General features: G+C 44.9%; 24 protein-coding genes. 12 read left to right on the top strand and 12 right to left on the bottom strand.

Features of this window, described 5'->3' with window-relative positions:
* Positions 1-3: 3 nt before the first annotated feature.
* Positions 4-1,191, bottom strand: a complete 1,188-nt coding sequence (gene proV / locus OCV19_RS05975; protein WP_065675716.1) for a glycine betaine/L-proline ABC transporter ATP-binding protein ProV — start codon at positions 1,189-1,191, stop codon at positions 4-6.
* Positions 1,192-1,832: 641 nt separating this feature from the next.
* Here proV and OCV19_RS05970 point away from each other — a divergent pair.
* A complete protein-coding gene (locus OCV19_RS05970) occupies positions 1,833-2,570 on the top strand; it encodes an HAD-IIB family hydrolase (RefSeq protein WP_065675717.1) in 738 nt (245 codons plus the stop codon).
* A gap of 40 nt (positions 2,571-2,610) precedes the next feature.
* On the opposite strand, the gene OCV19_RS05965 is transcribed toward OCV19_RS05970, so the two are convergent.
* The 3 genes from OCV19_RS05965 to OCV19_RS05955 form a co-directional block, all read right to left on the bottom strand.
* Complete coding sequence (locus OCV19_RS05965; protein ID WP_017068050.1) at positions 2,611-2,823, bottom strand: TIGR02450 family Trp-rich protein; 213 nt, start codon at positions 2,821-2,823, stop codon at positions 2,611-2,613.
* A gap of 141 nt (positions 2,824-2,964) precedes the next feature.
* On the bottom strand, positions 2,965-5,412 hold the full coding sequence (locus OCV19_RS05960) for a molybdopterin guanine dinucleotide-containing S/N-oxide reductase (RefSeq protein ID WP_065675718.1): 2,448 nt from the start codon (positions 5,410-5,412) through the stop codon (positions 2,965-2,967).
* A gap of 22 nt (positions 5,413-5,434) precedes the next feature.
* Positions 5,435-6,529 (bottom strand): NapC/NirT family cytochrome c, encoded by a 1,095-nt coding sequence (locus OCV19_RS05955; protein WP_017060332.1) that lies wholly within the window; start codon positions 6,527-6,529, stop codon positions 5,435-5,437.
* A 307-nt stretch (positions 6,530-6,836) separates the two neighbouring features.
* Between OCV19_RS05955 and OCV19_RS05950 the strand changes: the two genes are divergently transcribed.
* Positions 6,837-7,112, top strand: coding sequence for a nitrogenase-stabilizing/protective protein NifW (locus tag OCV19_RS05950; RefSeq protein ID WP_065675719.1), 276 nt, complete (start codon positions 6,837-6,839; stop codon positions 7,110-7,112).
* 135 nt (positions 7,113-7,247) lie between these two features.
* The gene (locus tag OCV19_RS05945) at positions 7,248-8,372 is read left to right on the top strand and encodes a M14 family metallopeptidase (RefSeq protein WP_065675720.1); all 1,125 of its coding nucleotides are present in this window, start codon (positions 7,248-7,250) and stop codon (positions 8,370-8,372) included.
* A 139-nt stretch (positions 8,373-8,511) separates the two neighbouring features.
* Here the strand turns inward: OCV19_RS05945 and OCV19_RS05940 are convergent, their stop codons facing one another.
* Both OCV19_RS05940 and OCV19_RS05935 read right to left on the bottom strand, forming a co-directional pair.
* Positions 8,512-8,868, bottom strand: a complete 357-nt coding sequence (locus OCV19_RS05940; RefSeq protein WP_048609429.1) for a hypothetical protein — start codon at positions 8,866-8,868, stop codon at positions 8,512-8,514.
* A 266-nt stretch (positions 8,869-9,134) separates the two neighbouring features.
* Positions 9,135-9,761 (bottom strand): LysE family translocator, encoded by a 627-nt coding sequence (locus OCV19_RS05935; protein WP_065675721.1) that lies wholly within the window; start codon positions 9,759-9,761, stop codon positions 9,135-9,137.
* A 209-nt stretch (positions 9,762-9,970) separates the two neighbouring features.
* On the opposite strand from OCV19_RS05935, the gene OCV19_RS05930 reads away from it, so the two are divergent.
* The 3 genes from OCV19_RS05930 (at position 9,971) to OCV19_RS05920 (ending at position 12,094) form a co-directional block, all read left to right on the top strand.
* A complete protein-coding gene (locus OCV19_RS05930) occupies positions 9,971-11,209 on the top strand; it encodes a DEAD/DEAH box helicase (protein WP_065675722.1) in 1,239 nt (412 codons plus the stop codon).
* 233 nt (positions 11,210-11,442) lie between these two features.
* Complete coding sequence (locus OCV19_RS05925) at positions 11,443-11,664, top strand: hypothetical protein (protein ID WP_048609426.1); 222 nt, start codon at positions 11,443-11,445, stop codon at positions 11,662-11,664.
* A 127-nt stretch (positions 11,665-11,791) separates the two neighbouring features.
* On the top strand, positions 11,792-12,094 hold the full coding sequence (locus tag OCV19_RS05920) for a thiamine-binding protein (protein ID WP_017065764.1): 303 nt from the start codon (positions 11,792-11,794) through the stop codon (positions 12,092-12,094).
* Positions 12,095-12,151: 57 nt separating this feature from the next.
* Here the strand turns inward: OCV19_RS05920 and OCV19_RS05915 are convergent, their stop codons facing one another.
* Positions 12,152-12,319 carry a hypothetical protein gene (locus OCV19_RS05915; RefSeq protein WP_009846446.1) on the bottom strand — a complete coding sequence of 56 codons (168 nt, stop codon included), beginning with the start codon at positions 12,317-12,319 and terminating at the stop codon, positions 12,152-12,154.
* Positions 12,320-12,428: 109 nt separating this feature from the next.
* Positions 12,429-12,692, bottom strand: a complete 264-nt coding sequence (locus OCV19_RS05910) for a DUF1289 domain-containing protein (RefSeq protein WP_081090123.1) — start codon at positions 12,690-12,692, stop codon at positions 12,429-12,431.
* A 188-nt stretch (positions 12,693-12,880) separates the two neighbouring features.
* On the opposite strand from OCV19_RS05910, the gene OCV19_RS05905 reads away from it, so the two are divergent.
* The 5 genes from OCV19_RS05905 (at position 12,881) to OCV19_RS05885 (ending at position 17,851) form a co-directional block, all read left to right on the top strand.
* Entirely contained in the window at positions 12,881-13,327 is a 447-nt protein-coding gene (locus OCV19_RS05905; RefSeq protein WP_004734625.1) for an META domain-containing protein, read from the top strand.
* Positions 13,328-13,755: 428 nt separating this feature from the next.
* Positions 13,756-14,922, top strand: coding sequence for an ABC transporter substrate-binding protein (locus OCV19_RS05900; protein WP_065675723.1), 1,167 nt, complete (start codon positions 13,756-13,758; stop codon positions 14,920-14,922).
* 5 nt (positions 14,923-14,927) lie between these two features.
* On the top strand, positions 14,928-16,628 hold the full coding sequence (locus OCV19_RS05895) for an ABC transporter permease (protein ID WP_065675724.1): 1,701 nt from the start codon (positions 14,928-14,930) through the stop codon (positions 16,626-16,628).
* The gene (locus OCV19_RS05890; RefSeq protein WP_050621884.1) at positions 16,594-17,244 is read left to right on the top strand and encodes an ATP-binding cassette domain-containing protein; all 651 of its coding nucleotides are present in this window, start codon (positions 16,594-16,596) and stop codon (positions 17,242-17,244) included. Before OCV19_RS05895 ends, OCV19_RS05890 begins: the two co-directional genes overlap by 35 nt.
* Complete coding sequence (locus OCV19_RS05885) at positions 17,234-17,851, top strand: CDP-alcohol phosphatidyltransferase family protein (protein WP_048617663.1); 618 nt, start codon at positions 17,234-17,236, stop codon at positions 17,849-17,851. Before OCV19_RS05890 ends, OCV19_RS05885 begins: the two co-directional genes overlap by 11 nt.
* 81 nt (positions 17,852-17,932) lie before the next feature.
* Here the strand turns inward: OCV19_RS05885 and OCV19_RS05880 are convergent, their stop codons facing one another.
* The 4 genes from OCV19_RS05880 to OCV19_RS05865 form a co-directional block, all read right to left on the bottom strand.
* The gene (locus OCV19_RS05880; protein ID WP_065675725.1) at positions 17,933-18,886 is read right to left on the bottom strand and encodes a class I SAM-dependent methyltransferase; all 954 of its coding nucleotides are present in this window, start codon (positions 18,884-18,886) and stop codon (positions 17,933-17,935) included.
* 8 nt (positions 18,887-18,894) lie between these two features.
* Positions 18,895-19,593 carry a TIGR01621 family pseudouridine synthase gene (locus OCV19_RS05875; RefSeq protein WP_048609419.1) on the bottom strand — a complete coding sequence of 233 codons (699 nt, stop codon included), beginning with the start codon at positions 19,591-19,593 and terminating at the stop codon, positions 18,895-18,897.
* A gap of 178 nt (positions 19,594-19,771) precedes the next feature.
* Positions 19,772-21,388: a methyl-accepting chemotaxis protein gene (locus tag OCV19_RS05870; RefSeq protein WP_065675726.1), complete on the bottom strand. Its 1,617-nt coding sequence runs from the start codon at positions 21,386-21,388 to the stop codon at positions 19,772-19,774.
* A 207-nt stretch (positions 21,389-21,595) separates the two neighbouring features.
* On the bottom strand, positions 21,596-23,029 hold the full coding sequence (locus OCV19_RS05865) for a sodium-dependent transporter (RefSeq protein ID WP_019824266.1): 1,434 nt from the start codon (positions 23,027-23,029) through the stop codon (positions 21,596-21,598).
* Positions 23,030-23,396: 367 nt separating this feature from the next.
* On the opposite strand from OCV19_RS05865, the gene cls reads away from it, so the two are divergent.
* Positions 23,397-24,851, top strand: a complete 1,455-nt coding sequence (gene cls / locus OCV19_RS05860) for a cardiolipin synthase (protein ID WP_065675727.1) — start codon at positions 23,397-23,399, stop codon at positions 24,849-24,851.
* Positions 24,852-25,022: the final 171 nt, after the last annotated feature.

The following is a 25,022-nucleotide window of genomic DNA, read 5'->3' as shown; positions in this document are numbered from 1 at the left end:
GATCTACCCCTTATCCAATGTTTGTAACAGTCGTGACTTAGTCACCACGCCAAAGTAATTACCTTGCTCATCCACAACAGGCACTGAGTAAGGAACACCACCAACTAGGCCAAGCACATCATTGATTGGTAAATCAGGGTTCAGCGTTAATCCATCATCGAGCTGCGCGCTGACGAGTGATTTGTTCTCTTTGTGAGCTTTACGAAGCGAGTCGATAGAGACAATGCCGGAGTAACGGCTGCTCTTCTCAACTACGATGCCGTACTCGCGGTCGTTATCCATCAAAATTTGTAGAGCTGACGCTGGGCCATCGTGTTCTGATTTTTTAAATACCGCAGCTGGCTTCTTACGCGCAATGTCTTTCACAGTAAGTACGCTTGCTAAGTTCACACCGCGGAAGAAAGCTTCGACATAATCGTTCGCTGGGTTATTAAGAATATCGTCTGGAGTACCGACTTGAACCACTTCGCCATTTTGCATAATCGCAATTCGGTCACCGATACGCATCGCTTCATCCAAATCATGCGAGATAAAAACAATGGTTCGTTTATCGTCATTTTGAAGGCGAATAAGCTCATCTTGCATTTCAGTACGAATCAAGGGATCGAGCGCCGAGAACGCTTCATCCATCAACAAGATATCTGGGTCACATGCTAGTGCACGAGCCAAACCAACACGCTGCTTCATACCACCAGATAGTTCATCTGGGTAAGATTCTGAATATGCGCCAAGGCCAACACGTTCAAGTGCTTCAAGTGCTGACTGCTTTCGTTGTTCAACTTCAACACCCGCAAGCTCTAGACCAAACGCGGCATTCTCGATGACCGTCATATGCGGCATCAAAGCGAAATTTTGAAAAACCATGGAGATGTTGTTGCGGCGGACTTCGCGGAGTTCATCTTCTGAGATGTGGGCAATATCTTTGCCTCGAAGAAGCACATTGCCTTTGGTAGGTTCGATCAAGCGGTTAAGAAGGCGTACTAGGGTTGATTTGCCAGATCCTGACAGTCCCATTATGACGAAAATCTCGCCTTCTTGAATACTAAGAGAAACATCGTTAACGCCGATCGTTAGCCCTGTTTCTTCGAAAACTTTATCTTTGTTCGCGCCTTCATTAATCATTGTAAAAGCACGATCGGTGTCTTCACCAAACACCTTGTACAGTCCCTTAACTTCCAGTATGGGATCCATGTAATCTAATCCTTTCTCAGTTATTTAAACTTAAAAATGGTTATTTAAACCCGAAAAACAATTAGCACTCTAAGTAATTGACACGTGTAAATCAAGGTTCTTCGTTCGGTAAAACAAGTCAGCAGACCGAATTCAGACTAGTAACAACAAGACCAAAAAATAAGCAAAAACAAAGCAAGCCACTGATAATAAAAGGTATAAATTAGACAAGCGTACGGCCAATATTATGTATTACGTAGTCGTAGATTATTGAATATTAATTTTACATTAGAGTAATTAATAGGCTGAATGAACCAACAAAAGCCATAATTCGTTCGTGCACAAATAATTCGAATACGAACTATTTATTAAGCTTTCATGATGTTTCAAAGGCGAAAGTTCGCTCGGTAGAAAAGATAAGATCAACTCTCAATCTCTAGCTAAAAACCAAAGGTCAACCGGCTAAAGTCAGCGAGTTGAAATCAACCTTTTCAACCAAGAATTTTAATACGTCACACCAACTGTGATACTTGTTGCAAACTGTCAATTGGTGATTATCTAAGCTGAACTTCAACTTGTAGAGTGCTCATTGCTGAGCCATTCTTTATAAAAGAAATAAGCATTTTCCCGTGACGAAATAGAGAAAAAGACAAGGAATTCGAATGATAAAAATGTTGGTGTGTGACTTTGACGGTACGCTTGATGGAGGCTCATCTCACGGTGTTAACCAGCTATTTGATTACCTCACAGAACAACCTGATATTCGCTTTATCATCGCGACAGGAAGAACATTACCTTCGATTCGAATGGGTTTAGAATCGGATAACTACCCGAAGCCACACAGTATTATTAGCGATGTGGGCACCAAAATTCATCATGTTCATTCCCAAGAACCAGACCATGTTTGGCATAACCAACTGGAAGCTTCTTGGAACAAATCAAGGGTAGAGACGGCTCTCGCCCCCCTTGATTTTATGGGTGAGCGTATAGAAAACCATCAAGGCGATTACAAGATCACCTTTGAAGGAAAACTTTCAGAGCCTCAACACGAACTGATTGAATCTCGTTTGGAGATGCACGGTTTAGATGTTCACCTGACTTACTCTCATGATTGGTACTTAGACATCACACCAAAAGGCGTTAACAAGGCGACTGCGATTCACCACCTACTCGAACAACACGATTTGAGCGTTGCGGAAGTATGCGTCGCAGGTGATTCAGCTAACGACACCTCAATGCTCACCATTGAGGGCGTAAACTCTATACTGGTCGCTAACCATTACCCAGAGGTTGCTCACCTATCGGATAGAGACAACGTATACACGAGTAGAGCAACACATGCTGAGGGTGTGTTAGAAGGCCTTAAATACTGGCAAGGGCGTGCAGCAGCGGGTAATTAGAAATAAGTAGAGGTGACCGACAGCTCCCTGCTTCCTATCCTTATTTCCAACCGGGAAGCCAATGATCCTTGTCGGTGAGATCCCGCCAGTTGATGTCTTCCTCTCGTTTGGTCATCACCGCTTCTATCAAACAACGAATAACCTCTCCTTCTTCAAACTCGACCTCTGTGACCATAAAGTGTTTTTCTTTCTTTACAGGGCTAACGGCCGTCCATTTACTGCGAAGTAGTTTCTTTGGATTGATTCGATTCATGAGCTTATTTCTCGCTTAGATGTCATTGATTATTATGGATTGTCTAGCCGACATTGAGTAATAGTCTTCATCGCAAGAAAAGGATCAAAAAAAGCCAGCGATTAGGCTGGCTTCATTCAGTTAGCTATTTCTTGTTAAAGATTAGCCGTTTTTAGGTGGATCAAATGCCGTGAGCTCTAATACTGGACCTGTGTATTTTTCAATCTTCACAAGCGCAGAGTTTGCAGCACAGCCATTCGCCAAACGAGAAGTCGGGATATCCAACGTAAGCACGTTACAGCCACCGTTTTTACATAGACCAGTGTTTTTATCTAAATCTGGCCAACCGCCTTCATGGATACATACAGAGCCTTGTTTGATGCCGTCCGTCACTAATGCACCCACCAATACTTGTCCACGACCATTATGTGCACGAACCAAGTCACCCGTTTTAATGCCTCGAGCTTTCGCATCTTCAGGGTGAATTGAAATCGGCTCACGGTCTGCAATCGCATACTCTTCGCGGATCTTCGCGTAGTTGAACTGGCTATGCAGACGGTGCGCGGCGTGCGCTGTCATCAGTTGCAGTTCGCCATCTTTAGCGTTGCCTGTGTACTCTGTTGGTTCTAACCAAGTTGGGTGTGCTGGGCAATCATCTAGTTGGTAACCTTCAATGGTTCTTGAGAATATCTCGAACTTGCCACTTGGTGTACCTAGTGGGTTCATGATTGGGTTCTCACGAAAATCAGCGTAACGAACAAACTGTGCGTTCTTCTCGTTCCACTTCATCTCGATCAACTGATTATCTTCCCAGAACTTGCTGAAGTTAGGCATTACGATACGCTGACCACGACCACCTTGCTGTGCGGTTTTGTAGAAACCATACAGCCATTCCATCTCGGTCTTGCCTTCGGTGTACACATCACGACCACCCGGAGCAAGTAACTCAGACATGTCTGCAAATACATCGAAATCGTTACGAGCTTCACCTTGTGGCTCAACCACTTTCTTCATTGGCACTAAGTGTTGGTTACTGTAGTCACCCGTCATCGTCATATCATTACGTTCAAACGATGTAGTAATTGGCAGAACAATATCCGCGTGCTTAGCTGCTGCTGTCCAGTAAGGTTCTGAGATAACAATCAGCTCAGGCTTTTGCCAAGCTTTGATCAAGCGGTTGGTATCTTGGTGGTGAGTAAAGTTCGCACCGCCTGCCCACCAGATCATTTTGATCTCTGGGAACGTTAGGTTGTGACCATTGTGATGGTAGCTTGAACCCGGGTTTTCTAGCGCTTCAACAATACGCGCTACAGGGAATGCGTTCACAGATCCTGAAACAGCCCAATCGTTACCCGCCGAAGAACCACCGCCAAGTGACGCTGAAATCGCAGGAAGTACGCCTGCATCACGAGCAGGGTTACCACCGTTTGAGTAGTGGTAAGAAAGACCGAAACCACCACCAGGCAAGCCAACTTGACCTAGCATTGTCGCTAGTGTAACCAACATCCAGTGACGTTGTTCACCGTATTGTTGACGCTGCATACCCCAGCCAGACATCAGCATAGTACGGTTCTTACTGAAGATATCCGCAAGTAGCTCAAGCTGCTTCACTGGCACACCACAGATCTCAGACGCCCACTCAGCAGATTTTTCTACGCCGTCTTCCTTACCCATCAAGTAAGCTTCGAATACGTCGTAACCTGTTGTGTATTTACCCAAGAATTCTTTATCGTGCTTGCCCTGTTTCACTAACGTGTGTGCGATACCCATCATCATGGCTACGTCAGTCATTGGGTGAGGAGCAATCCACTCTGCGTTGTCACCAAAGAACTCGATAGTCTCAGAGCGCATTGGGTCAATCGCAATCACTGTCTTGCCCGACTTCTTCAACTGGTGGAAGAACTCAAGACCTGCACAGTCGGTTGAGCTCCAAGCGATCTTCAAGGTGTTAATTGGGTTTAGGCCCCAAAGTACCACCACATCACTGTGCTCCAGGATAACTGGGTAAGTCGTCTGCTGTTCATACACCTCAATCGAACCCACAACGTGCGGCATGATAACTTGCGCAGCACCTGTTGAGTAATCACCTAAGTGACCAGAGTAACCACCAGCCATGCTCATGTAACGTTGTAGAAGCGTTTGCGCTTTGTGCAGAACACCACTTGAACGCCAGCCATAAGAGCCTGCGAATACAGATTCCGCACCGTGCTCTTGACGAATACGTGAGTGTTGTTGGTGAATCAATTTGTACACTTCATCCCAAGAGATACGAACAAATTCATCACTACCACGTACACCTTCAGGTGCAGATGGGTTAGCCAAGTAGCCTTTACGAACCATAGGGTACTTAACACGCGCTTTGGTGTGTACTTGATCAGGGCCTGTGGTCTGCAGGCTATTTGGAACCGTTTGTGCCAGTGCATTCGTCGTCGACACTAACTTGCCATCTTTTACTTCACACAGCATTGGTCCCATACGACCTGATGTTAGAACACCAGAACCACGTTTGTCCGAAGCAATTGCGCTCATCGGCGTCAAAGATGTGAATGCCAACGCACCAGCTGTAATACCTGTGCCTTTCATAAATCCACGACGTGTCATATTAGTCATAATTTTATCCTTCTAATTCTCTTTAGTGACCAACAACGTCTTTCGCGTGGTTTTGGAAGTACTTAGTCAGTAGCTCAAGGTTTTGCTCAGAAATGTCTGTACGGTCGCCCATACTTTTCGCAACAGGTCCCCAAGCATTCACAGTGAAGTGGTTTGAAGGAATTTTCGCGTGACACGTTGCACAGTACACGTTGTCCAACTCTTCTGCATAAGACCAGATTGGGTCTAGTTTATCGACAACTGGAGAAGTGATATCACCCGTTAGCGCAACTGAACGCCACTCGTTACCGTAAGCATCGGCTTTGTAGTCACCAGTAGTCAGTGCTTCTTGACCTTTGTCTGTCAATGTCGCAACGATTGCACGTTGGCCTTCACCGAAGTAAAGCACTTGCTCTGCACCTTTCATTTGGAATGCATTCAAAGTCACAGTACGGTTGTCGCCTTCAGCCTTAACCACTTGCAGTTCTGCTGTTGGGTTCACACTGCCGAAGTCACCCATTGCGATATCGGTTACTGGGTAAACCACTTTCGCATCTGCTGGCGTGTTTTTCGTAAATGCAATCAGGGTATCGAACGCTTTGCTATCTAGCTGAGCTTCAGGAGCAAAATGTGCAACGCCTTTGTGACAATCGATACACGTTTGGTTATTTTCACGACCATAAGCATGCATTTTTGCTGCATCACGAGATTGCTCGAACTCTTCCATTGCATCGAATTCGTGACAAGAGCGACAAGTCGCTGAGTCATTCTCTCGGAATTGAGCCCAAACTGTCTCAGCCATCTCTTCACGGTGTGCTTCATATTTCTCAGGCGTGTCTATCTTACCTGAAATAAATTCGTGGTAGATGTCTTTGGACGCTCTTACTTTGGTGATCACGTAGTCAATCGGATCAGTTGGAATGTGGCAATCGGCACATTCAGCTCGAATGCCTTTTGCGTTACTGAAGTGTACTGAACCTTGGTATTCTTTGTGGGGTGCTTCCATTGTGTGGCAAGAAACACAAAACTCAGTGCTCGATGTATAGTGCATAACGGCTGCAGTTCCCCCTAAGGTTAACCAGCCAATACCTATACCAACCGCCGCTATTAGTGCGATATAACGTTTTTTTATTGTCATAATTCTTAATCATCTTCAATAATTGGTTACAATTAAGATCAGAATAGTACTTTAGGGGTGGATCAGTTTGATTTGGATCATAAATCGCATTCTGAGGAACAAAAATTGAACCTTTATGAGAACCCAAGGTCACTTCACGAAATTATTCCCCACCAGATGCAATCACCCATCAAATAAGAAGTGACAATTAAATACCTATTATTGATTAATCTAACATCAACGAGACAAAACGGCTTTCTAAGTCAAAGAAGTAAATTGTAAATCTATTACAATATCGGCTATCTATTTTTCATAAACTCCTCACTCAATGAACCAAACCGAATTCCAACAAAAAATGGCGAGTTTCACCTCGATTGAACAAGCGCTTGATTACTTCGAAATTGGGTTTGATAGCAAGTTCATCGACCAAAATAGAATCGAGCTTGTGAAACGCTTTAATGGTTATTTGATCCTGTCAAAACCCGATGATTGGTTCTCTGGACGAAGAGCGCTGAAAAACGCTTATTGTAAGGTTCAACGCAGTAAGTTAGATCGCCACACACGTTCTGCCTGTCGTGGGTGTACAACTTGCCAGCGTCGATAGATTGGAAGTACTGTTCAAAATAGAGAACTAAAAAGTAGATAGTTGAAATAACATCTCATTACGATTTAGTTAGTGGTTTGCTCGAAAAAAAGTGTGCTAGTCTTACGGCAACTCAACTACGAGATAAAAACTACAATGAAAATTTTCAGCAATTTCGAAAGCGGCAACATTCACGTCGTTTCTGCAGATTCACCACAAAACATTCAACTGACGATCCCAGCAGACTACCAGACTGAAATCTCTCAGTGGTTTCACTTCCGCTTAGAAAGTGAAGCTCAACAAGCTCACCACTTTGAAATCGGTCAATTGACAACATCTGCCTACCCTGAAGGCTGGAAAGATTACGATGTGGTTGCATCGTATGACCGTGAAGAGTGGTTCCGTATCCCATCTCAGTTTGATGGCGATACATTAAGCTTCGATATCATCCCTGAACACGATTCAATGTACTTCGCGTACTTCGCACCTTACTCATACGATCGTCACCAAGATCTTCTGCACAGTGCTCAAACGCACCCAGCTTGTAAGCTCGAAACTCTAGGTCACACACTAGACAACAACGACATCACTTTGCTAACGATTGGTGAGCCAAGTGAAGAGAAGAAAAACATTTGGGTTATTGGTCGCCAACACCCAGGCGAGACGATGGCTGAATGGCTGATCGAAGGTCTGCTACAACGCCTACTTGATGAAACAGATACAGTCGGTCGCTCTCTGCTAGACAGCGTTGTGTTCCGCGTTGTACCAAACATGAACCCAGATGGCAGCATCCGCGGCCACCTGCGTACTAACGCGATTGGCGTTAACCTGAACCGCGAATGGCAATCACCTTCTATGGAACGCAGCCCAGAGGTATTCCTTGTTCGCGAGCGTATGCTAGAAACGGGCGTTGACCTGTGTCTAGACATTCACGGCGACGAAGCGATTCCATATAACTTTGTAGCAGGTAGCGAAGGCACACCTTCTTACAACGAGCGCATCGCGAAGCTAGAGAACCACTTCAAGCAAGCACTGCTCACTATCACGCCAGAGTTCCAAGATGAATTTGGTTACGATAAAGACGAACCAGGCAAAGCAAACATGACAGTTGGCACAAACTGGATTGGTGAGCAGTTCAAGTGTTTGGCTTACACAGTCGAGATGCCATTTAAAGATCACATCAGCCACGCTGACGAGCTGTACGGCTGGTCTCCAGAGCGAAGTGTCGCGTTTGGTCACGACATGCTAGCCGCGGTTTGGGCTACAGTAGACGAGCTATAGAGTCACCAAGCTCTTTAATTTGTCCATATATCTAGCTTGATAGATAGAACAAAGCCCAGCACTTGTGAAAGTGCTGGGCTTTTTAATCTCTGCTTAGAATGAGCGATTTGCGCCTTAAGGAATCTAATGTCAGTCGCTTTTAAGCCACTCTTAAGCTTGCAAAAAATACCGGGTATCTTTGCCTAATATGCCTTTGTTCAGACACCATATCTTTGAAGCTTGGGCCTTGTGATAACTGAACGATCACTTCATCGCCCTCTTGTCTCAATACAGCACCACTAACATCGATACTGTTATTGTCATGCAACCTCAAGGTGCCAGCCATTGAAAAACCACGATAAACCGGAATGATGTTACGCATCATCAGGCGTACACCCTTTTCAGAAACTTCGCTGACATGAAAAAGCTCATCCTTAATTCGCATCACCGGACGTGCCTTTTGAGGGTACTTTAAGCGGTAATATTTGCGTTTCTGGGTGAATGAATCTTCACGCATTAGTGACTCCCTGTCTCTGTTATTCGGTCAAGCAATAGACTTTAGCTTCAATTGGTTTAAAACAAACACATTCACCAAATTGATAGCTAATGATTATATCGACTTTCCGAGCTAATGCTTTAGAGATTTATACAGAGAAACACGGATTGCTTAGCATTCAGTAAAAAATGAGAACTAAGTCGGAAATGAAAATTAAGATGGAAACGAGAACTAAGCCGGAAATGAACTGAGCCAATAGCTAAAAACTCAATTCTTCGCGTCGCACCCTAAAGCTGAAACAATGCCAACTGAATGCTGAAGCCCACGAATAGAATCCCACACACAATGTTCATCATTTGCGAGGTGCGCTTTTGAACCAACAAACGCTTAAAGGTATCCGCCATTAAGATCACTACTAAGAACCACATCGACACCACTGACGCTTGAATTGCACCGAGCATCAAACTGTCTGTCACAATCGCATCTGTTGAAACAAATTGAGGGAATATAGAAAGATAAAACAGGACAATTTTAGGATTCAGTAGATTCGTGAGAAGCCCTTTGAAAAATTGATTATAAAGCTTACTTCCCGATGCACTGACCACAGAGAGCACACCCTCTTGAGCGCGCAGCGCCGCACGAAAATGGTTATACCCAAACCAGACAAGATACAAAACCCCAGCCCACTTAAGCCCTTCAAAGGCCATGGGAGTGTTCGACAGTAATAAGCTTATGCCGTTGGCCGAGATAAAGGCGTGAAAAAAGAAACCACATGACACGCCCAACACGTTCACAAATGCGAACAGCTTCCTTTGAGTTAAGGCTGTGCTTAATACCAACAGCGCATTTGGGCCCGGGATAATGGCAATAAAAAACACGATAACAATAAACAGCCAGATACTGTCCCAACTCATTTCGTTCTCATTTCATGAACATTTTTAGGGCGGACATTGTACGTCCATTCAGTGCCATTACAATATGATAAACGCTTAATTATCGCGTATGGCTAACAGACATAATTCGCGCGTATAATGAATGTGTTTATCGTCTAACATACAAAACTGATTCTCTAACATTTGTAGCCCTGTTAGACTCCACCTCCCTTTTGATACTTGGTTCATTTATGTCATTTGCTAGCCTAACCCTTAACGCAAAAACCGTCTCCGCGCTCCCATCTCAATTCAATAAGCCGACAGAGATACAGCAAGCGGTAATTCCTACCATTATTGCGGGGAAAGACGTACTTGCATTGGCTCAAACGGGCAGCGGTAAAACATTGGCGTTCGGCTTACCTTTACTGAATAACATCAACCAAGATGTAAATGAACTGCAAGCACTGATCATTGTTCCAACCCGTGAACTTGCATCTCAAGTGACCAAATCTTTAGAACCGATCGCGACAACGCTCAATATCAAATTGGTAACGCTAACGGGCGGCGTGAATAATGATGATCAACAGCAACAATTATCGACTAAACCACAATTAGCCATCGCCACACCAGGCCGCCTACTTGCTTTAATCAAATGTGGTGAACTGGATGTAGCTCAGTGTTCATCATTGGTTCTTGATGAAGCCGACCGCCTGATCGACATGGGCTTTTGGCCAGATATTCAAGCGATTACTGCAGCACTACCGAGCAAACGTCAGTCACTGTTGTTCTCTGCGACACTTCCGCCCGAATTAGTAGGTCAGGCTGAAGAGCTTCTTTCAAATCCAGTTAAAGTCACGACACACCAAGAAAACAGCGTGGTCGCGGCTATTGAAGAAACCCTGTATTTAGTGAACAAAGGCAGTAAAGCTCAGGCGCTCATCGCACTACTCAATCAGCACACATGGCCGCAAGTTTTGGTATTTATTGGTGCAAAAGACAATGCCGATGCATTAACCAAACGATTGAATAAAGGCAAAATCAGTGTGAGTGCGTTACATGGAAATAAGAGCCAAGAAGAACGAGAGCAAACATTAGAAAGTTTCAAAAATGGCGAGACTCGTGTGCTTATCGCGACAGACGTGATGGCTCGAGGCATTCATATTGATCAGTTACCTGTCGTAATTAACTTCGAATTGCCGTCTCACGCAGCAACTTACGTACACCGCGTTGGTCGTACAGCAAGAGCAGGAAGTACTGGCTGCGCGATCTCTCTGGTTAGCCACAGCGAAACTGATTACCTAAATGCAATTCGCACCCTGACCAATAAGCCGTTAGTGCTGCAACCATTAGAAGGTTTCCCTGTTACCGACAAACCTGCATCTGAAACGACCGCTCGCAAGCGTCCACCTAAAGACAAAATGGCGAATAGAAGAACAGCCAAAAAGAAGAGCATTAAGCAATTTAAAGGCAAGCCAAGTTCTTCGAAATAAGCAAAGAAAGTCGATTAGCCCAGTTTTTACTGGGCTTTTTTATATGCAACAAAATACAAATTCAAACCCAAACACCTCCCTAAAGTTGCCAACTTAAATGACACTTTTGTGAATTATGATGCCAACGTATTGATTCTTGGTTGCTCAAAAAAAAATACTCTTAAATCACGTTGACGCCCTTATGTCTGGCAACTAGATTTTTCTATTAGTGTCTACAACAGGAGGTCATTGAAATGAAACGTGCTAGCTCTACATATCGATTACAACTGATTAAGGAAGTGGCAACCCGCCGAGATCGTCAACATTCCAATGACCCAATGGCAAACTACATACAAACCCTAATAGATAACAAAGATGATTGTGATACCTCGGTGGAACGCAACCAGAGGTTCAGTGGCAGTCATTTTGATGAGCACATAGGTGGTTGGGTAAGTGACCACTGGGGTAACAAGTAGGACAACGAGAGTAATCCAACCAGCATAACCGCTGTAGAATTCATCTCCACATTAACCTATCATCTGCAACAATTCCCTATCCTAGAGTAAGCAGAAAGTGTCCGAGTTAAAAAGAGAAAAAGAAGTGATGGTTGCCTTCCAAGTGATACCTCGCGTTAAAGAAGGCAACAACTTCGAAGTGGTTGATAAAGCCATTGAAGTTGTGAAAGCTGCCGATGTGCCTTTCCAAGTCGGTGCTATGGAAACCACGATGAAAGGTGAACTCAACCAATTACTCGATATCGTTAAAAAAGCAGAACAAGCTTGCTACGATGCAGGGGCTGTAGAAGTGATCACAAACATTAAGATTCACAGTAAAACCACCGAGGCCGATGATACATTTTGCACGTACCATCGTGGTGTAACGAAAGCGAATCACATGTTTGTTTAAACACATTTTTGTTTCTGAAAACTGAGCTTTAAAAAAGACTCTGAAGAACCAGTGGTGTTATTGGAAAGGCATGTCTGAGAGGTGAGAAAGGATTTCCATTCGTTCTTCTTCTGACATCGAATGCCAATCACGCGGAGTCTCTTCAGGGTCATCTTTCGCCCCGATCGGTTTTCGGTCCAGTGCTTTGACTGGCTCTTTTTTGAGTTTTACGTTCTTTTTATTCATACCGACACCACTCCTTCAAGTACAAAGGTACCTACCTTAATATTACACCCCAACCATTATGTAAAGTAATAGTTACTTCGGGGTTAAATAAAATCTAAATACTTCCTCTTTAGCCAAAAAGATCTCTTTGGGGACTGGTATTTCCCTCTTCGTCGACCTGCTTACCAACCAAGTTTTTTTGTTTCATTATTTTTCTTCTATAGCGCTGACGACACAGCTTTATCACGTGCAATTGTTCTGACGGTGTCATCGACATCCAATTAAATCGCTCTTCTCTTTTGCGCATACAACCATTGCAATAGCCTTTGTCATCGCTTGAACAAACCCCAACGCAAGGGCTTGGAACTTGGAAAAACTCTAACTGCTCCACCATGCCTCCTTACACATTCAAAATTACGCTTACTCTCTCAAAAATAAGCGATTAATTTGTCGCCTGGCTCATGAAATCCATACTAAACTATGACCTTATACTGACACATATAGTGTTTTGTAAACTATACTTTGAACCCATCAAGTTACACTTATTCGGTAACTTCGTTCTTTCCTTTGGAGCCTTATAATATGAAGTTTAGTTCAAAAAAATTACTAGCAGTAGCCGCTTTACCTATGATGCTAGCAGCATGCACAACAACAGGTGACAACGCGATGCAAGTAACGCCAACCGATCTACAGCACCATAATTGGGAACTTGCGCAAATTGATGGCAAGGACATTGTGAAAAGCGAAGACCAAGCAGCTCCTCGTCTAGAGATCGGCGAAAAGATGACTGCAAACGGCATGGCTGGTTGTAACAACTTCTTCGGTCAAGGCGAGCTGAAAGACGGTCAATTCCGTATCAAGCAAATGGGCATGACAATGAAAATGTGTCACGGCTCTGCGATGGAAATCGAACAATCGGTTTCTGCTACTCTAAGCGAGTGGAGCGACGTAACTCTAACAAACGATACGCTAGTACTGAAAAACGATGTACACACGCTAACGTACACAATTCGTGACTGGGTAAACTAATCCGTCATCGAAACCAAATACTGATTAAAGGAGCCTGATGGCTCCTTTTTTATTGCCAGCTTGCCGTCACTACTTCTTCAAAATTGACGCTCATCGCCGACTTTTCGTACCAACCTCCAATAAACCTCAAAAATCTCTCATTTAGATGCAATAAATTCAACGGTTCAGCGGTCTGTTGCTAGGATGGCAAAAGCCTAGAGTCTGTCGAGTTTTCGAGATGATTACGTATCGAACAAAACTCAACCGCGAACTCCCTGTTTGTTCTCAAGTAATTGATTGAATTTACTGTTGAATTAGAATTTATTTCAGAAACAGATAGAATAACTATTAGCGCATGTTGATCTTTCTTTAACCGCGAAAGGTCAATACGCCCTAGGGAGTTTGAAAATACAATGCTCTTGCCCGTTCACTACCAAATGGAAAAGTTTATGAACAAGATAGTAAGTACGTTAGGAATCATGGCAACCGTTGCATACAGCGCAACCATTTATGCTGATGAAGCAACATCCACCGACAGCTGGAACCAAATAGAACAGCAGGCAGAAGGAGAAACTGTCTACTTTCACGCTTGGGGCGGAAGCCAAGAGATCAATCGTTACCTACAGTGGGCAGGCAAGAAATTACAAAGTGACTACGGTGTCACGTTAAAGCATGTGAAAGTGACCGATATTGCGGAAAGCACCACTCGACTGCTTGCTGAAAAAGCAGCAGGAAAGAACAGTGAAGGCAGCGTCGATATCGTCTGGATTAATGGCGAGAACTTCCGCTCGATGAAAGACAACGCGCTATTGTTTGGGCCATTTACGGAATCACTTCCAAATTGGCAGTATGTCGATAAGTCTTTGCCAATCGATGTTGATTTCTCGGAGCCGACAGAAGGCTTAGAAGCACCGTGGGGCGTGGGACAACTTGTGTTCATTCACGATCAAGAGACGCTGCACAATCCACCACAATCATTCTCAGAGATGTTGAGCTACGCTCAGGCTTTCCCGAACCGCTTAAGCTACCCTCGCCCACCAGAATTTCATGGCACGAGCTTCATTAAATCACTACTGATTGAACTAACAAACAATAACCCTGCGCTGGCTCAGCCGGTTTCAGAAGACAACTTCCAAGAAGTGACGGCACCACTTTGGGCTTACTTAGATAAATTCCATAAAGTGGCGTGGCGCGGTGGCAAACAATTCCCAGCAGGCACATCGGAAAGCATCCAACTTCTGGATGACGGACAGATCGATCTCGCGATTACGTTTAATCCAAACTCTGTTTATTCAGCACAAGCAAGTGGTCGCCTAGCCGAAACCACTAAGGCTTATGCTCTAGAAAGCGGTGCTCTATCTAACATTCACTTCCTTGCGATTCCTTGGAACGCCAATGCAACCGCGGGTGCTCAAGTGACCATTAACTTCTTACTGAGCCCTGAAGCACAGTCTCGCAAGGGTGACCTCAATGTTTGGGGCGATCCTTCGGTTCTGAGCAGCAAGTACCTCACTGGCAGCGCTAAAAACACCCAACAATTTAAATCGGTTGATGAACCACACCCTAGCTGGCAAAACGCGCTCGAGAAAGAGTGGCTTAAGCGATACGGTAACTAGTCTTCATGCTACGCGCTCTATATTTTGTTGTTATAGCTGTATGCATTACCCCAACCATTCCTGGGGTAGCGGGAGTCGTGGCTTCGTCACTGAGTTTCATCCCGCCCCTTGGTTTAAAGGAGCCAACACTCAACGGTTTTAGCCAAGTCTTTCAATGGGAAAGGGCTTGGCACTCTATTGGCTTAAGCCTAGGTTCAGCAATTGCAAGCAGCTATATAGCCTGCTTCCTGACCTTTTGTATTCTTCAAGCCTCTTGGGGAAACAAGTTTTGGAGAAAGATTGAGTTAACGCTATCACCAATGCTTGCTATTCCACATGTGGCTTTCGCTATCGGCTTTGCTTTTCTGTTTAGCCCAACGGGGCTTGGCGCAAGAGCGGTACATCACTTGCTCGGCGAATCGGCTACCAGCTCTGAGTTAGCGTTATTGGTGAAAGACCCATACGCGTTCGGCTTAATTATTATGCTCGCACTCAAAGAAGTCCCTTTCTTGTTGCTGATGAGCATTTCGATACTTCAGCAAATTGATGTAGAGCGTATCACCAAGGTCAGTGCATCACTCGGTTACAGCCGCGCTCAGATCTGGTGGAAATGTATTTTCCCACAATGGTTTACTAAGCTTCGTTTCCCAATGCTGGCGGTACTCGCTTACAGTGTCTCGGTTGTCGATATTGCTCTGATCATTGGCCCAACCAACCCGCCGACCTTTGCCGTTTTGGTATGGCAATGGTTCAACGATCCTGATCTTAACCTACTTCCGCGAGCTGCTGCTGGTGCCATCGTTTTATTTGGTTTAGCTTCGTTGATCATCGCCTTGGCACGTTTAGTTGAATGGGCGGTTCTTAAGTACTTTCGAACTTGGCAGTATTCCGGAAGAACAGGGGCAAACCTCCCGGGGAAAACGGTATTCACAGTGCTTGCTAGTCTTTCACTGCTGATCATTCCATTGATGGTAATTTGGAGCGTTGCTCAGCGTTGGCGCTTCCCTGATTTACTGCCGAGCCGCTATAGCATGCGCTTCTGGGAGTTCGAGTGGGGTGGCATCATGAGCACCGTTGGTCAAAGCTTATGGATTGGTCTGATTGCGGCTTCAGTCGCTTTGTTGCTTGCGTTGGTTGCTCACGAATACAGAATCAAATACAAGTGGCAAGTTCCGGGCTTCATTATCGCTATCCCAATGTTAATACCTCAACTCTCGGTATTGTTTGGTATGCAAGTCACGACCCTCTACATCGGCAGTAGTGCCTATGAGTTCTGGGTGGTTTGGGCGCATGTTTTCTTTGCTTTCCCGTTTGTGTATCTGTCTTTGGACGGCCCGTGGAAAAGCTTCAATGATGGGTTGATTAAAGCCTCGCTGAGCCTAGGTAAATCGCCATTTCAGAGTTGGTATTCAATCAAACTGCCAATCTTGCTTCCTGCTATCGCCTTTGCTTGGGCGGTCGGGATCAGCGTGAGTTTGGCTCAGTACTTGCCAACATTGATGCTCGGCGCAGGCCGCATTAGCACGATCACCACAGAAGCCGTTGCCCTAACCAGTGGTTTCGACCGCAGGGTAACAGCAATCTATGCCATTTGGCAGGCCCTATTGCCTCTGTTCTTTTTCTCTTTAGCGATATTAGTCAGCCGACTTCAACTTAGATATCGCCGTCTTACTTTTAAAGGTCTCCTAAGTAATGAGTCTGTACCTCAACGACCTCGCCATCCGTAAAACCGATGGGGATTCGCTGTTCTCAGCGCTAAACGTAACATTAGAATCTGGCCAAATACTGGCTTTGATGGGGCCGAGTGGCTGCGGAAAGTCGACCTTACTGGATGCGATTGCTGGTCACTTAAGTGAAGAGTTTTCGTATTCTGGCACCGTTGTGTTGAACGATATTCAGCTCGACGAGCTTCCATCACATCAGCGTGAAGTCGGTATTTTGTTTCAAGATGACTTGTTGTTTCCGCACCTCAAAGTATGGGAAAACTTGGCCTTTTCGTTACCGAACTCTGTTAAAGGTTCCGCTCGCCAACAGCAAGCAATGGCTGCACTAAAAGACATAGAGCTAACTCACTTAGCTGAATCTTTCCCGGATCAAATATCTGGCGGTCAACGCGCAAGAATAAGCTTAACTCGTATGTTGTTAGCCAAGCCTAAACTCGCCCTGCTTGACGAACCGTTCAGCAAACTGGACCAAGAGTTAAGAGCACAATTTCGCGATTGGGTCTTCGAACAGCTGACCAAAGCGAATATTCCCACATTAATGGTCACGCACGACGAAGCCGATGTACCTCAAGGGGCAGAAGTACTGTCTTGGCCATGGAGAAGTAACCATGCTGGATAAGTACTCCATCAAAGTCATTAAGTGGCCATTAAATCAATCGGCTAAGTTACTGAACCAATTGGGTATCACGGCCAATCAAACCACGTTATTCGGATTTCTGGTTGGGTGTTTAGCATTTCCAGCGCTAGCATTTCAGCAATACGAGTGGGCGTTAGGCTTCATTGTATTCAACAGAGTGTGTGATGGGCTTGATGGAGCCTTGGCTCGAATCCAAGGCATTAGTGATGCGGGTGGTTTCCTCGACATCAGCCTAGATTTCCTATTCTACTCGTTGATCCCTTTTGGATTTGTCATTGCCAACCCAGAACATAACGCCATTGCCGGTGCATTTTTGATCTTCTCTTTTATCGGCACAGGCAGCAGCTTTTTAGCGTTTGCTGTTATGGCAGGCAAGCGAGGCATCGAAAACCCAGTCTATAAGCATAAGTCTCTGTACTACATGTCAGGGCTAACCGAAGGCACTGAAACCATCGCTTGTTTCATCGCGTTCTGTATTTGGCCTCAACACTTTGCGGTTATCGCTTACACCTTTGGTGCAGCTTGTTGGCTAACCACGTTCATGCGTATTTATTTTGGGTTCCAGACGCTCAAGAATCAAACCACCTAGTATTAGTTCCGTATTCCTCATAAACAAAAACGCCGCTCAGATGAGCGGCGTTGTTATATTCTAGCTAATACTTAAACCTAATTAGGCATCTGCAGAAGCGTTAATTTTAAATCTCAGAACCTTCAAGCTTGAATCAAGGTCGACATCGACAAACTCAGGCGGGTTGTCTAGACGCTCAATGAATTCAACGCTTGGTGCTTCTTCTGACATCGTCTCAATCAGGAAGTTTGGCGATACTGCTGGTGAATTCACACAAGCAATCACTTCACCGCCTTCAGTTAGAAGTTCAGGCAAACGACGTAAGATCTTTTTGTAATCTTTGGTTAGAGCAAAGCTGCCTTTTTGGAACGAAGGTGGATCGATGATCACTAGCTCGTAAGGGCCGCCCTTCTTGATTTTTCCCCACGACTTAAAGATATCGTAGCCAAGGAAGTTAACCGAGCGCATATCGTGATCATTCAGACGGTGGTTATCGCGGCCTTTGTTTAGCGAGCCACGTGACATGTCCACGTTCATGCATTGACGAGCGCCACCAGCGATAGCCGCGACAGAGAAACCACAAGTGTATGCGAACAGGTTAAGAACGTTCTTATCCTTAGCATTATCTTGTACCCACTGACGACCATTACGCATGTCTAGGAACAAACCGAAGTTCTGATTGCGGCCAATGTCTAATTGGTACTTAAGACCGTGCTCAACCACAACCGGAGAGTCATTCAACTCGCCCCATAGAACCTCTGAAGGCGCGCCATCGGCATAACGGTGTTGTAGAACAATGCTTGTGCCCTGCTTTGATTGCCAGATATCTTTGTTGGTGAGTTCAACCAATCCAGCTTTTAGAGATGACAAGAATTCATCGTCTACTTCTTTAAACACGTTAACCAGTAGTTGTCCATCAACCCAGTCACATGTCAGTTGCTCTAGACCAGGCCAAAACTTACCGCGCCCGTGGAAAATACGGCGTAGCTCGTTTGGTACTTCATTAAGTTGCTGTTCAATATGACTAAAAAACAGAGGTAAAGCTGATGCTTCCATTATTTCACTCACTTAGTGTTTAGCTTTGGCCAAGTTAATGACCAAGGTTCAAGCCAACTGTCCAAACCGTTCGACACGGTTTCTTGATGCCACTTCTCTCCCAAAGAGTCTAAGCTCCTTGGGTCACAGACATATTCGTAGGCTTGTGATTGATAGGTAAATCGAATCGCGAAGGCATGCAGATAACCTCTGTCAGCCTCACTCGATGGATTATAAATAGGGTCACCAACAATGGCTGAGCCGATCGACTTCATCGCGACACGGATCTGGTGAGTTCGCCCCGTATAGGGTTTGCATAACAGCAAACGCTCACCGGGTTCAGCCGTTGCTGATAAAAACTGAGTAATCGCAGGGTTCTCTTTGGATGTCAGAAGTTTCCAACTTGAGCGTCGTGAACGCTCCATGTCTCCTGAGATCAAACCTTGCTTTTTCTTTGGCTTCTTAGAACCGATCGCAAGGTAGTATTTCTCTACTTCACGCTTTGCAAATAGCTGTGAAAGCTCGCTCGCTGCCGACGCATTTTTTGCCAGCAGCAGAATGCCCGAGGTCATTTTATCAAGTCGATGAACGAGATACAGCTTAGGCTCATTAATTGCCTTAGCAACTTCTTGAAGCAACATGGTATCGCCATCGTCTTTGTGGACGCTGACTCCAGGATGCTTATTGATAAGTAAAAAATCAGAGTGGTTCAGAAGAATATCGAACATGTAAAGGCTAGCTCCATTGTAGAAGGTGGAGTATACCGCGTCTGAACCCAGATTCCAGCTACGAAAAAGCCCAACTCACTCAATAAACATTGAATCGTTGGGCTTCTTTTCAGCAACAAGCGATCAGTGCTTGGTCTTTACTCGATTACCACTCGCTAAATAGAACCAAGCCACCGCTTTACGCCAGTTTAAACTTACCGACTAATGCTTCTAGCTCAGCAACCTTAGCGTTCAAGCCTGATGTATTTTCAGAGCTACGAGTTGCTAGCTGCAGAGATTGCTCAGAGATATCGCTAATCGCGGTAATGTCCGCTGCAATTTCTTTGGTCACCGCTGTCTGTTCTTCTGCCGCAGTCGCAATCGAGTTAACCATGCTTTGTACATTGCCCGCACCGCTCACAATCGCCTCTAGCGCAGAAACAGCACCTGAGCTTTGCTCGACACCAATCTCAACTAAACGACAGTTGTCTTGAGTGTAAGTTACCGCTTCTTGAGTGCCCGATTGAATCGATTGAATGATGCCCGAGACTTCTTGTGTCGCTTTGGTTGTTCTTTCTGCTAACGCGCGTACTTCATCGGCAACCACCGCAAAGCCACGTCCAAACTCGCCAGCACGTGCCGCTTCAATGGCAGCGTTAAGAGCTAACAGGTTGGTTTGCTCAGCAATGTCTTCGATTACCTTAATAACGCTACCAATCTGCTCACCATGCGAACCCAGCGTGTTCATCTGTAGCGACATGTCACTCATTTGAGTCGACACTTGTTGAATACTCGCCACCATCTCAACAATCACGTTGCGACCATCTTCTGCTGACGTTTCTGAGCGACGCGCCTCTTCATAAGTAGAAGTACCTTGCTGAGCGACTTCAGAAATGGTCAAGCTTAGCTCTTCTGCGGCAGTCGCAATCAGGTTAGCTTTATCAGCTTGCGCAGAGGCACCAGAAACGATGTCTTTACTGATTGATGATAGCTCACCGGTCACCGATTGAACTTGGTTCGTCACAGAAGAGATTGAACCCAATAGGTCGACCAAAGATTTCTGCATCTGGTTAATCGACGTAGCAAGATCGGCCAGTTCATCGCCAGAATCATCAACAATATCTCCAGCGGTAAGGTCCCCATTTGCCACGCGTCGCGCAACTTGTTCAACACGAGTCAGACGATTGGTAATAGAGCTAGATAGTAGATACGCAATCACACAACCAAAGACAATCGCAATAGCAGACAACACCATGATGGTACGTTCGATGGTGGTAAACGTATCGGTTAGTGTCAGTAGTGACTGTTCTGTATCTGCACGCTCACTTGCTGACGCTTGATCCAGTAAGTTTTCAATAGGGATGAGATTGCTCTCATACAAAGATCGTAGCTGTTGAATGTTGGCTAGTAGCGCAGCTTCATCATTGATCTTCGGCACTAGCTTTGATTCAAACTCTTGAGTGAAACGCCCCATCAGGTCTTCAATTCGCTGAATACGGCGGTGGTCTTCCGAACCTCTACTCTCCAAACGCTTCGCCTGCTCGATAGCTTGAGCAAATTCCTTCTTATTGGTTCGATAATCGTTCAGCGCGTTATCAGCCTGAATGATCGCACCCAACGCATCTCGGTAGACATCCCCTGCTTCATCTATCAGAACAAGATAGGTAACAGTGCCCGGTACATCGTCCATTCTGATCTCATCAGCACTTTTATGGGCGCCAATAACTTCTATCCACACAATACTGACTAACGTGACAAGCACCGCCAATATAGAGCCAAAACCGGCATACAGTTTCTTTCTCACCGATAATTTCACACAACACCTACCTAAATTAAATACGGACTGAACAGCCCTAACCAATAAATATATCGGCTAGCAAACGGATAACTTTAGTGAATGCATAACTTTTATTTTTCGATAAGAATTAAGTATTTAAAACAAAAAAACGGGAGCCAATGGCTCCCGTTTCTTAACTTACTTTAACTCGCGATTGTATCGTCTAAGAGCTTTAGTTTCTTAGAACTATAGCTTCTTAGAGATGACCGCAGAGCCAGCAATAATACCAATACCTAGTAGCATGATTGCACCTTTACCGCTGTCGAAGCCAGAAGAGATACCCATGAACGCTACGATAGCGATAGCTACTGGGATGATGTACTTAACTAGTGTGTACCATAGGCCGAATAGAGGGAAAGATACTTCACCGTCGTTAGTGATTTCTTTCTCAAGGTCAGCACGGTTTAGTCTCCAACCAGCGAAGATACATACCAACATACCGCCAACGGCTAGGAAGATCTTATCAGTTAGTAGGTCGAAGATGTCGAATGCGCCAGTACCGAACAGTGTAGGACCGAAGCCACCAAGTGATAGAGAAGCGAAGATACATAGAATCGCCATTACTACACTTGCAGACAGTACTGCAGTCACACGCTTCATGCCTTTCTCATCGATTAGGTAAGAAACCACAACTTCAAGTAGAGATACTGAAGAAGTCAGTGCCGCAACACTCAGACCAACGAAGAACATTAGAGCGAACAGAAGACCAACTACGCCGCCCATTTCAGCGAATAGCTGAGGAACAACAACGAATACTAGACCAGGACCAGCTGCAGGCTCCATACCGAATGCGAACATTGCAGGGAACATTGCAACACCAGCTAGGATAGCAACACCTGTATCCATTGCCGTAACCATAGCCGTAGTTTGAACTAGGTTCTCTTTCTTCTTAAGGTAAGAACCGTAAGTCAACATACAACCCATACCAAGAGATAGTGAGAAGAATGCTTGACCTAGTGCAGCTAGGATTACACCGCTGTCTACTTTAGAGAAATCAGGGCTGAATAGGAATTCAAGACCAGCCATCGCGCCCGGAAGCATGATGCCTTTGATTGATACCACGATAAGGATAATGAAAAGAAGTGGCATCAGGATCTTACCCGCTTTCTCAATACCACCAGAGATACCCTTCATAACAATAACAATGTTAAGTAGTAGGTATAAGCCCATCCACATAAGTGGTTGAACTGGGTTTGAGATAAAGCCACCGAAGCTGTCACCGATTGCTTCAGGTGCATCTAGTAGACCACCAGCAATCTTACCGATGTATGCGATAGACCAGCCACCAACTACAGGGTAGAAACCCATGATAAGTAGACCACTGACTACGCCGATAACACCAGCGAACGTCCAACGACGGTCAGTTGTTTTGAATGCACCTACTGCTGATTTTTGCGTATGACGGCCAATCGCAAATTCAGTCAGCATTACACTGAAACCGATGAAGATTACAAAAAACAGGTAAATTGCAACGAATGCACCGCCGCCACTTTCGCCTGCTGTGTAAGGGAATTTCCAAATGTTACCTAGACCAACAGCAGAACCTGCTGCAGCCATTACGAATCCTAACTTCGAACCCCAGGTATCGCGGGGTGTTGTGGTTGTATTACTAGTAGCCACGTGTACTCCAAACTTTTGTGTTATGTGATGTTGTGTTTTGCTTTGGGTGGCGTCTTTAAAAGATAAGGCGTATAAAAAAATTTACACACCTAAAAGATTTGATTGACGCTCGTTATCTGGCAAGTAAACCAGTTTAAGAATAAAATTGGAAGCCCGAACCGTACATATTTCGTTACCAATGTAAATTTTTATGGTTAAATGCCGCCTTTTCATACAAAACAATCGTTTTCGTCTTAAGTTAACCAAAACTTAACAACTATTACCTGTTTACAGCTTTAGCTCTAATTTGTAAATAGTTGATTCCTTAAATTCCCATATCCGCAAAATAGCATTATTATCTAAGTGTCTCTTTTTTCGAGTATTCAATGTGGAAAAGCTCTACCATTTTTTAACTTTAGCCTCTGTCGCTTTGTACTGGGTGCTTGTAGCCGGTGTGACTTTCCGTGTCGTACTAAAACGACGCTCTGTCAGCGTTTCTCTCGCGTGGTTGATGGTTATCTACATTATCCCAATTGTAGGTGTCGCTTGTTACTTCCTTTTTGGAGAGCTAAACCTAGGCAGAAAAAGGGCTGAGCGCGCTCACCGCATGTTTACTCCGTTTGGTGATTGGTTCCGAAAACTAGATGATTGCCAGCTCCACCTGCCAGGAAAGGTTGGCTCCCCTATCCACAAGATCGATGAACTTTGTAATAATCGAATGGGCATTCCTGCACTCAGCGGAAACACACTTTCACTGCAAGCGTCTCCCAATGAGATCTTACACGCAATTATTGAAGATATAGAAAACGCCCAAACCAGTATCAAGATGGTTTTCTATATTTGGCACCCTGGAGGCTTAACGGATTCGGTTGCTTCCGCACTCATTCAAGCTGCGAAACGTGGCGTGGATGTTAAAGTCTTGCTTGACTCTGCAGGTAGCCCACGCTTTTTCAAAAGCCACTGGCGTTCAATGATGAAAGACGCCGGTGTGCAAGTTGTACAAGCACTAGAGGTTAGCCCTTGGCGTATTTTGATACGCCGCCTAGATCTAAGGCAGCACCGTAAAATCATTGTGATTGATGAAACCATTGCTTATACCGGTTCAATGAACATGGTTGATCCTGCTCACTTCAAACAGAGTTCAGGTGTGGGTCAGTGGATTGACGTAATGGTTCGTGTAACTGGCCCTACCGTTAATGTGCTGTCGGCCATTCATGGTTGGGATTGGGAAGTGGAAACAGGTGAACGAATCCTTCCTGATTTACCAGAGTGTCCTGTTGAAGAGGTTATGACGCATCACCCTGTTCAGGTAGTACCATCAGGCCCGGGCATGCCGGAATATTTGATCCTACAAGTTCTGACCATTGCGATTAATCAAGCAAACCATTCAGTTCGTATCACAACCCCCTACTTTGTACCGAGTGCCGATTTATTAGAAACACTCAAAATGACAGCGCAACGCGGTGTAAACGTAGAACTGATCATCCCACATAACAACGATTCATTGATGGTTAAGTGGGCCTCACGCGCGTTTTATACTGAACTGCTTGAAGCTGGCGTGAAGATTTACGAGTTTTACGGTGGACTTCTTCACACTAAGTCAGTAGTGATTGATGAAGAGTTTTGTTTAATCGGAACGGTCAATATCGACATGCGCAGTTTATGGCTTAACTTCGAAGTGACGCTAGCCGTTGACGATGTGCACTTCACTCAGCAGCTATCTGAACTTCAGCAATCTTACATCGAGTCATCGCACCCAGTAGAACTCGAGCAGTGGGAGCAGAGAAACCTGCGTAACCGCTTCTTCGAAAGATTGTTCTATCTGTTCAATCCACTGCTGTAATCCAATCAATGGGTCCATGCCGACTCATCTCTCACTGACTATCTGATTTTTAACCTTTCACGATAAACGACGTGAAAGGTTAAAAAGCAAAAGAAAAGCATAAAAACTCCCGCCTCACTCTTGCTTTGAAGGCTATTGGCATGTTTTAAATAGGACATAACCGATTGATAA

It is taken from the genome of Vibrio celticus (genome assembly GCF_024347335.1).
GTDB classification, from domain to species: Bacteria; Pseudomonadota; Gammaproteobacteria; order Enterobacterales; family Vibrionaceae; genus Vibrio; species Vibrio celticus.
The sequence above is the reverse complement of the archived record's forward strand: the minus strand, read 5'-3'. Positions and strand labels throughout refer to the sequence as shown.

Excerpts from the sequence above, each read along its gene's own strand:
- proV (WP_065675716.1), bottom strand. The coding sequence starts at position 1,191 with ATGGATCCCATACTGGAAGTTAAGGGACTGTACAAGGTGTTTGGTGAA.
- OCV19_RS05970 (WP_065675717.1), top strand. The coding sequence starts at position 1,833 with ATGATAAAAATGTTGGTGTGTGACTTTGACGGTACGCTTGATGGAGGC.
- OCV19_RS05965 (WP_017068050.1), bottom strand. The coding sequence starts at position 2,823 with ATGAATCGAATCAATCCAAAGAAACTACTTCGCAGTAAATGGACGGCC.
- OCV19_RS05960 (WP_065675718.1), bottom strand. The coding sequence starts at position 5,412 with ATGACTAATATGACACGTCGTGGATTTATGAAAGGCACAGGTATTACA.
- OCV19_RS05955 (WP_017060332.1), bottom strand. The coding sequence starts at position 6,529 with ATGACAATAAAAAAACGTTATATCGCACTAATAGCGGCGGTTGGTATA.
- OCV19_RS05950 (WP_065675719.1), top strand. The coding sequence starts at position 6,837 with ATGAACCAAACCGAATTCCAACAAAAAATGGCGAGTTTCACCTCGATT.
- OCV19_RS05945 (WP_065675720.1), top strand. The coding sequence starts at position 7,248 with ATGAAAATTTTCAGCAATTTCGAAAGCGGCAACATTCACGTCGTTTCT.
- OCV19_RS05940 (WP_048609429.1), bottom strand. The coding sequence starts at position 8,868 with ATGCGTGAAGATTCATTCACCCAGAAACGCAAATATTACCGCTTAAAG.
- OCV19_RS05935 (WP_065675721.1), bottom strand. The coding sequence starts at position 9,761 with ATGAGTTGGGACAGTATCTGGCTGTTTATTGTTATCGTGTTTTTTATT.
- OCV19_RS05930 (WP_065675722.1), top strand. The coding sequence starts at position 9,971 with ATGTCATTTGCTAGCCTAACCCTTAACGCAAAAACCGTCTCCGCGCTC.
- OCV19_RS05925 (WP_048609426.1), top strand. The coding sequence starts at position 11,443 with ATGAAACGTGCTAGCTCTACATATCGATTACAACTGATTAAGGAAGTG.
- OCV19_RS05920 (WP_017065764.1), top strand. The coding sequence starts at position 11,792 with ATGGTTGCCTTCCAAGTGATACCTCGCGTTAAAGAAGGCAACAACTTC.
- OCV19_RS05915 (WP_009846446.1), bottom strand. The coding sequence starts at position 12,319 with ATGAATAAAAAGAACGTAAAACTCAAAAAAGAGCCAGTCAAAGCACTG.
- OCV19_RS05910 (WP_081090123.1), bottom strand. The coding sequence starts at position 12,692 with ATGGTGGAGCAGTTAGAGTTTTTCCAAGTTCCAAGCCCTTGCGTTGGG.
- OCV19_RS05905 (WP_004734625.1), top strand. The coding sequence starts at position 12,881 with ATGAAGTTTAGTTCAAAAAAATTACTAGCAGTAGCCGCTTTACCTATG.
- OCV19_RS05900 (WP_065675723.1), top strand. The coding sequence starts at position 13,756 with ATGAACAAGATAGTAAGTACGTTAGGAATCATGGCAACCGTTGCATAC.
- OCV19_RS05895 (WP_065675724.1), top strand. The coding sequence starts at position 14,928 with ATGCTACGCGCTCTATATTTTGTTGTTATAGCTGTATGCATTACCCCA.
- OCV19_RS05890 (WP_050621884.1), top strand. The coding sequence starts at position 16,594 with ATGAGTCTGTACCTCAACGACCTCGCCATCCGTAAAACCGATGGGGAT.
- OCV19_RS05885 (WP_048617663.1), top strand. The coding sequence starts at position 17,234 with ATGCTGGATAAGTACTCCATCAAAGTCATTAAGTGGCCATTAAATCAA.
- OCV19_RS05880 (WP_065675725.1), bottom strand. The coding sequence starts at position 18,886 with ATGGAAGCATCAGCTTTACCTCTGTTTTTTAGTCATATTGAACAGCAA.
- OCV19_RS05875 (WP_048609419.1), bottom strand. The coding sequence starts at position 19,593 with ATGTTCGATATTCTTCTGAACCACTCTGATTTTTTACTTATCAATAAG.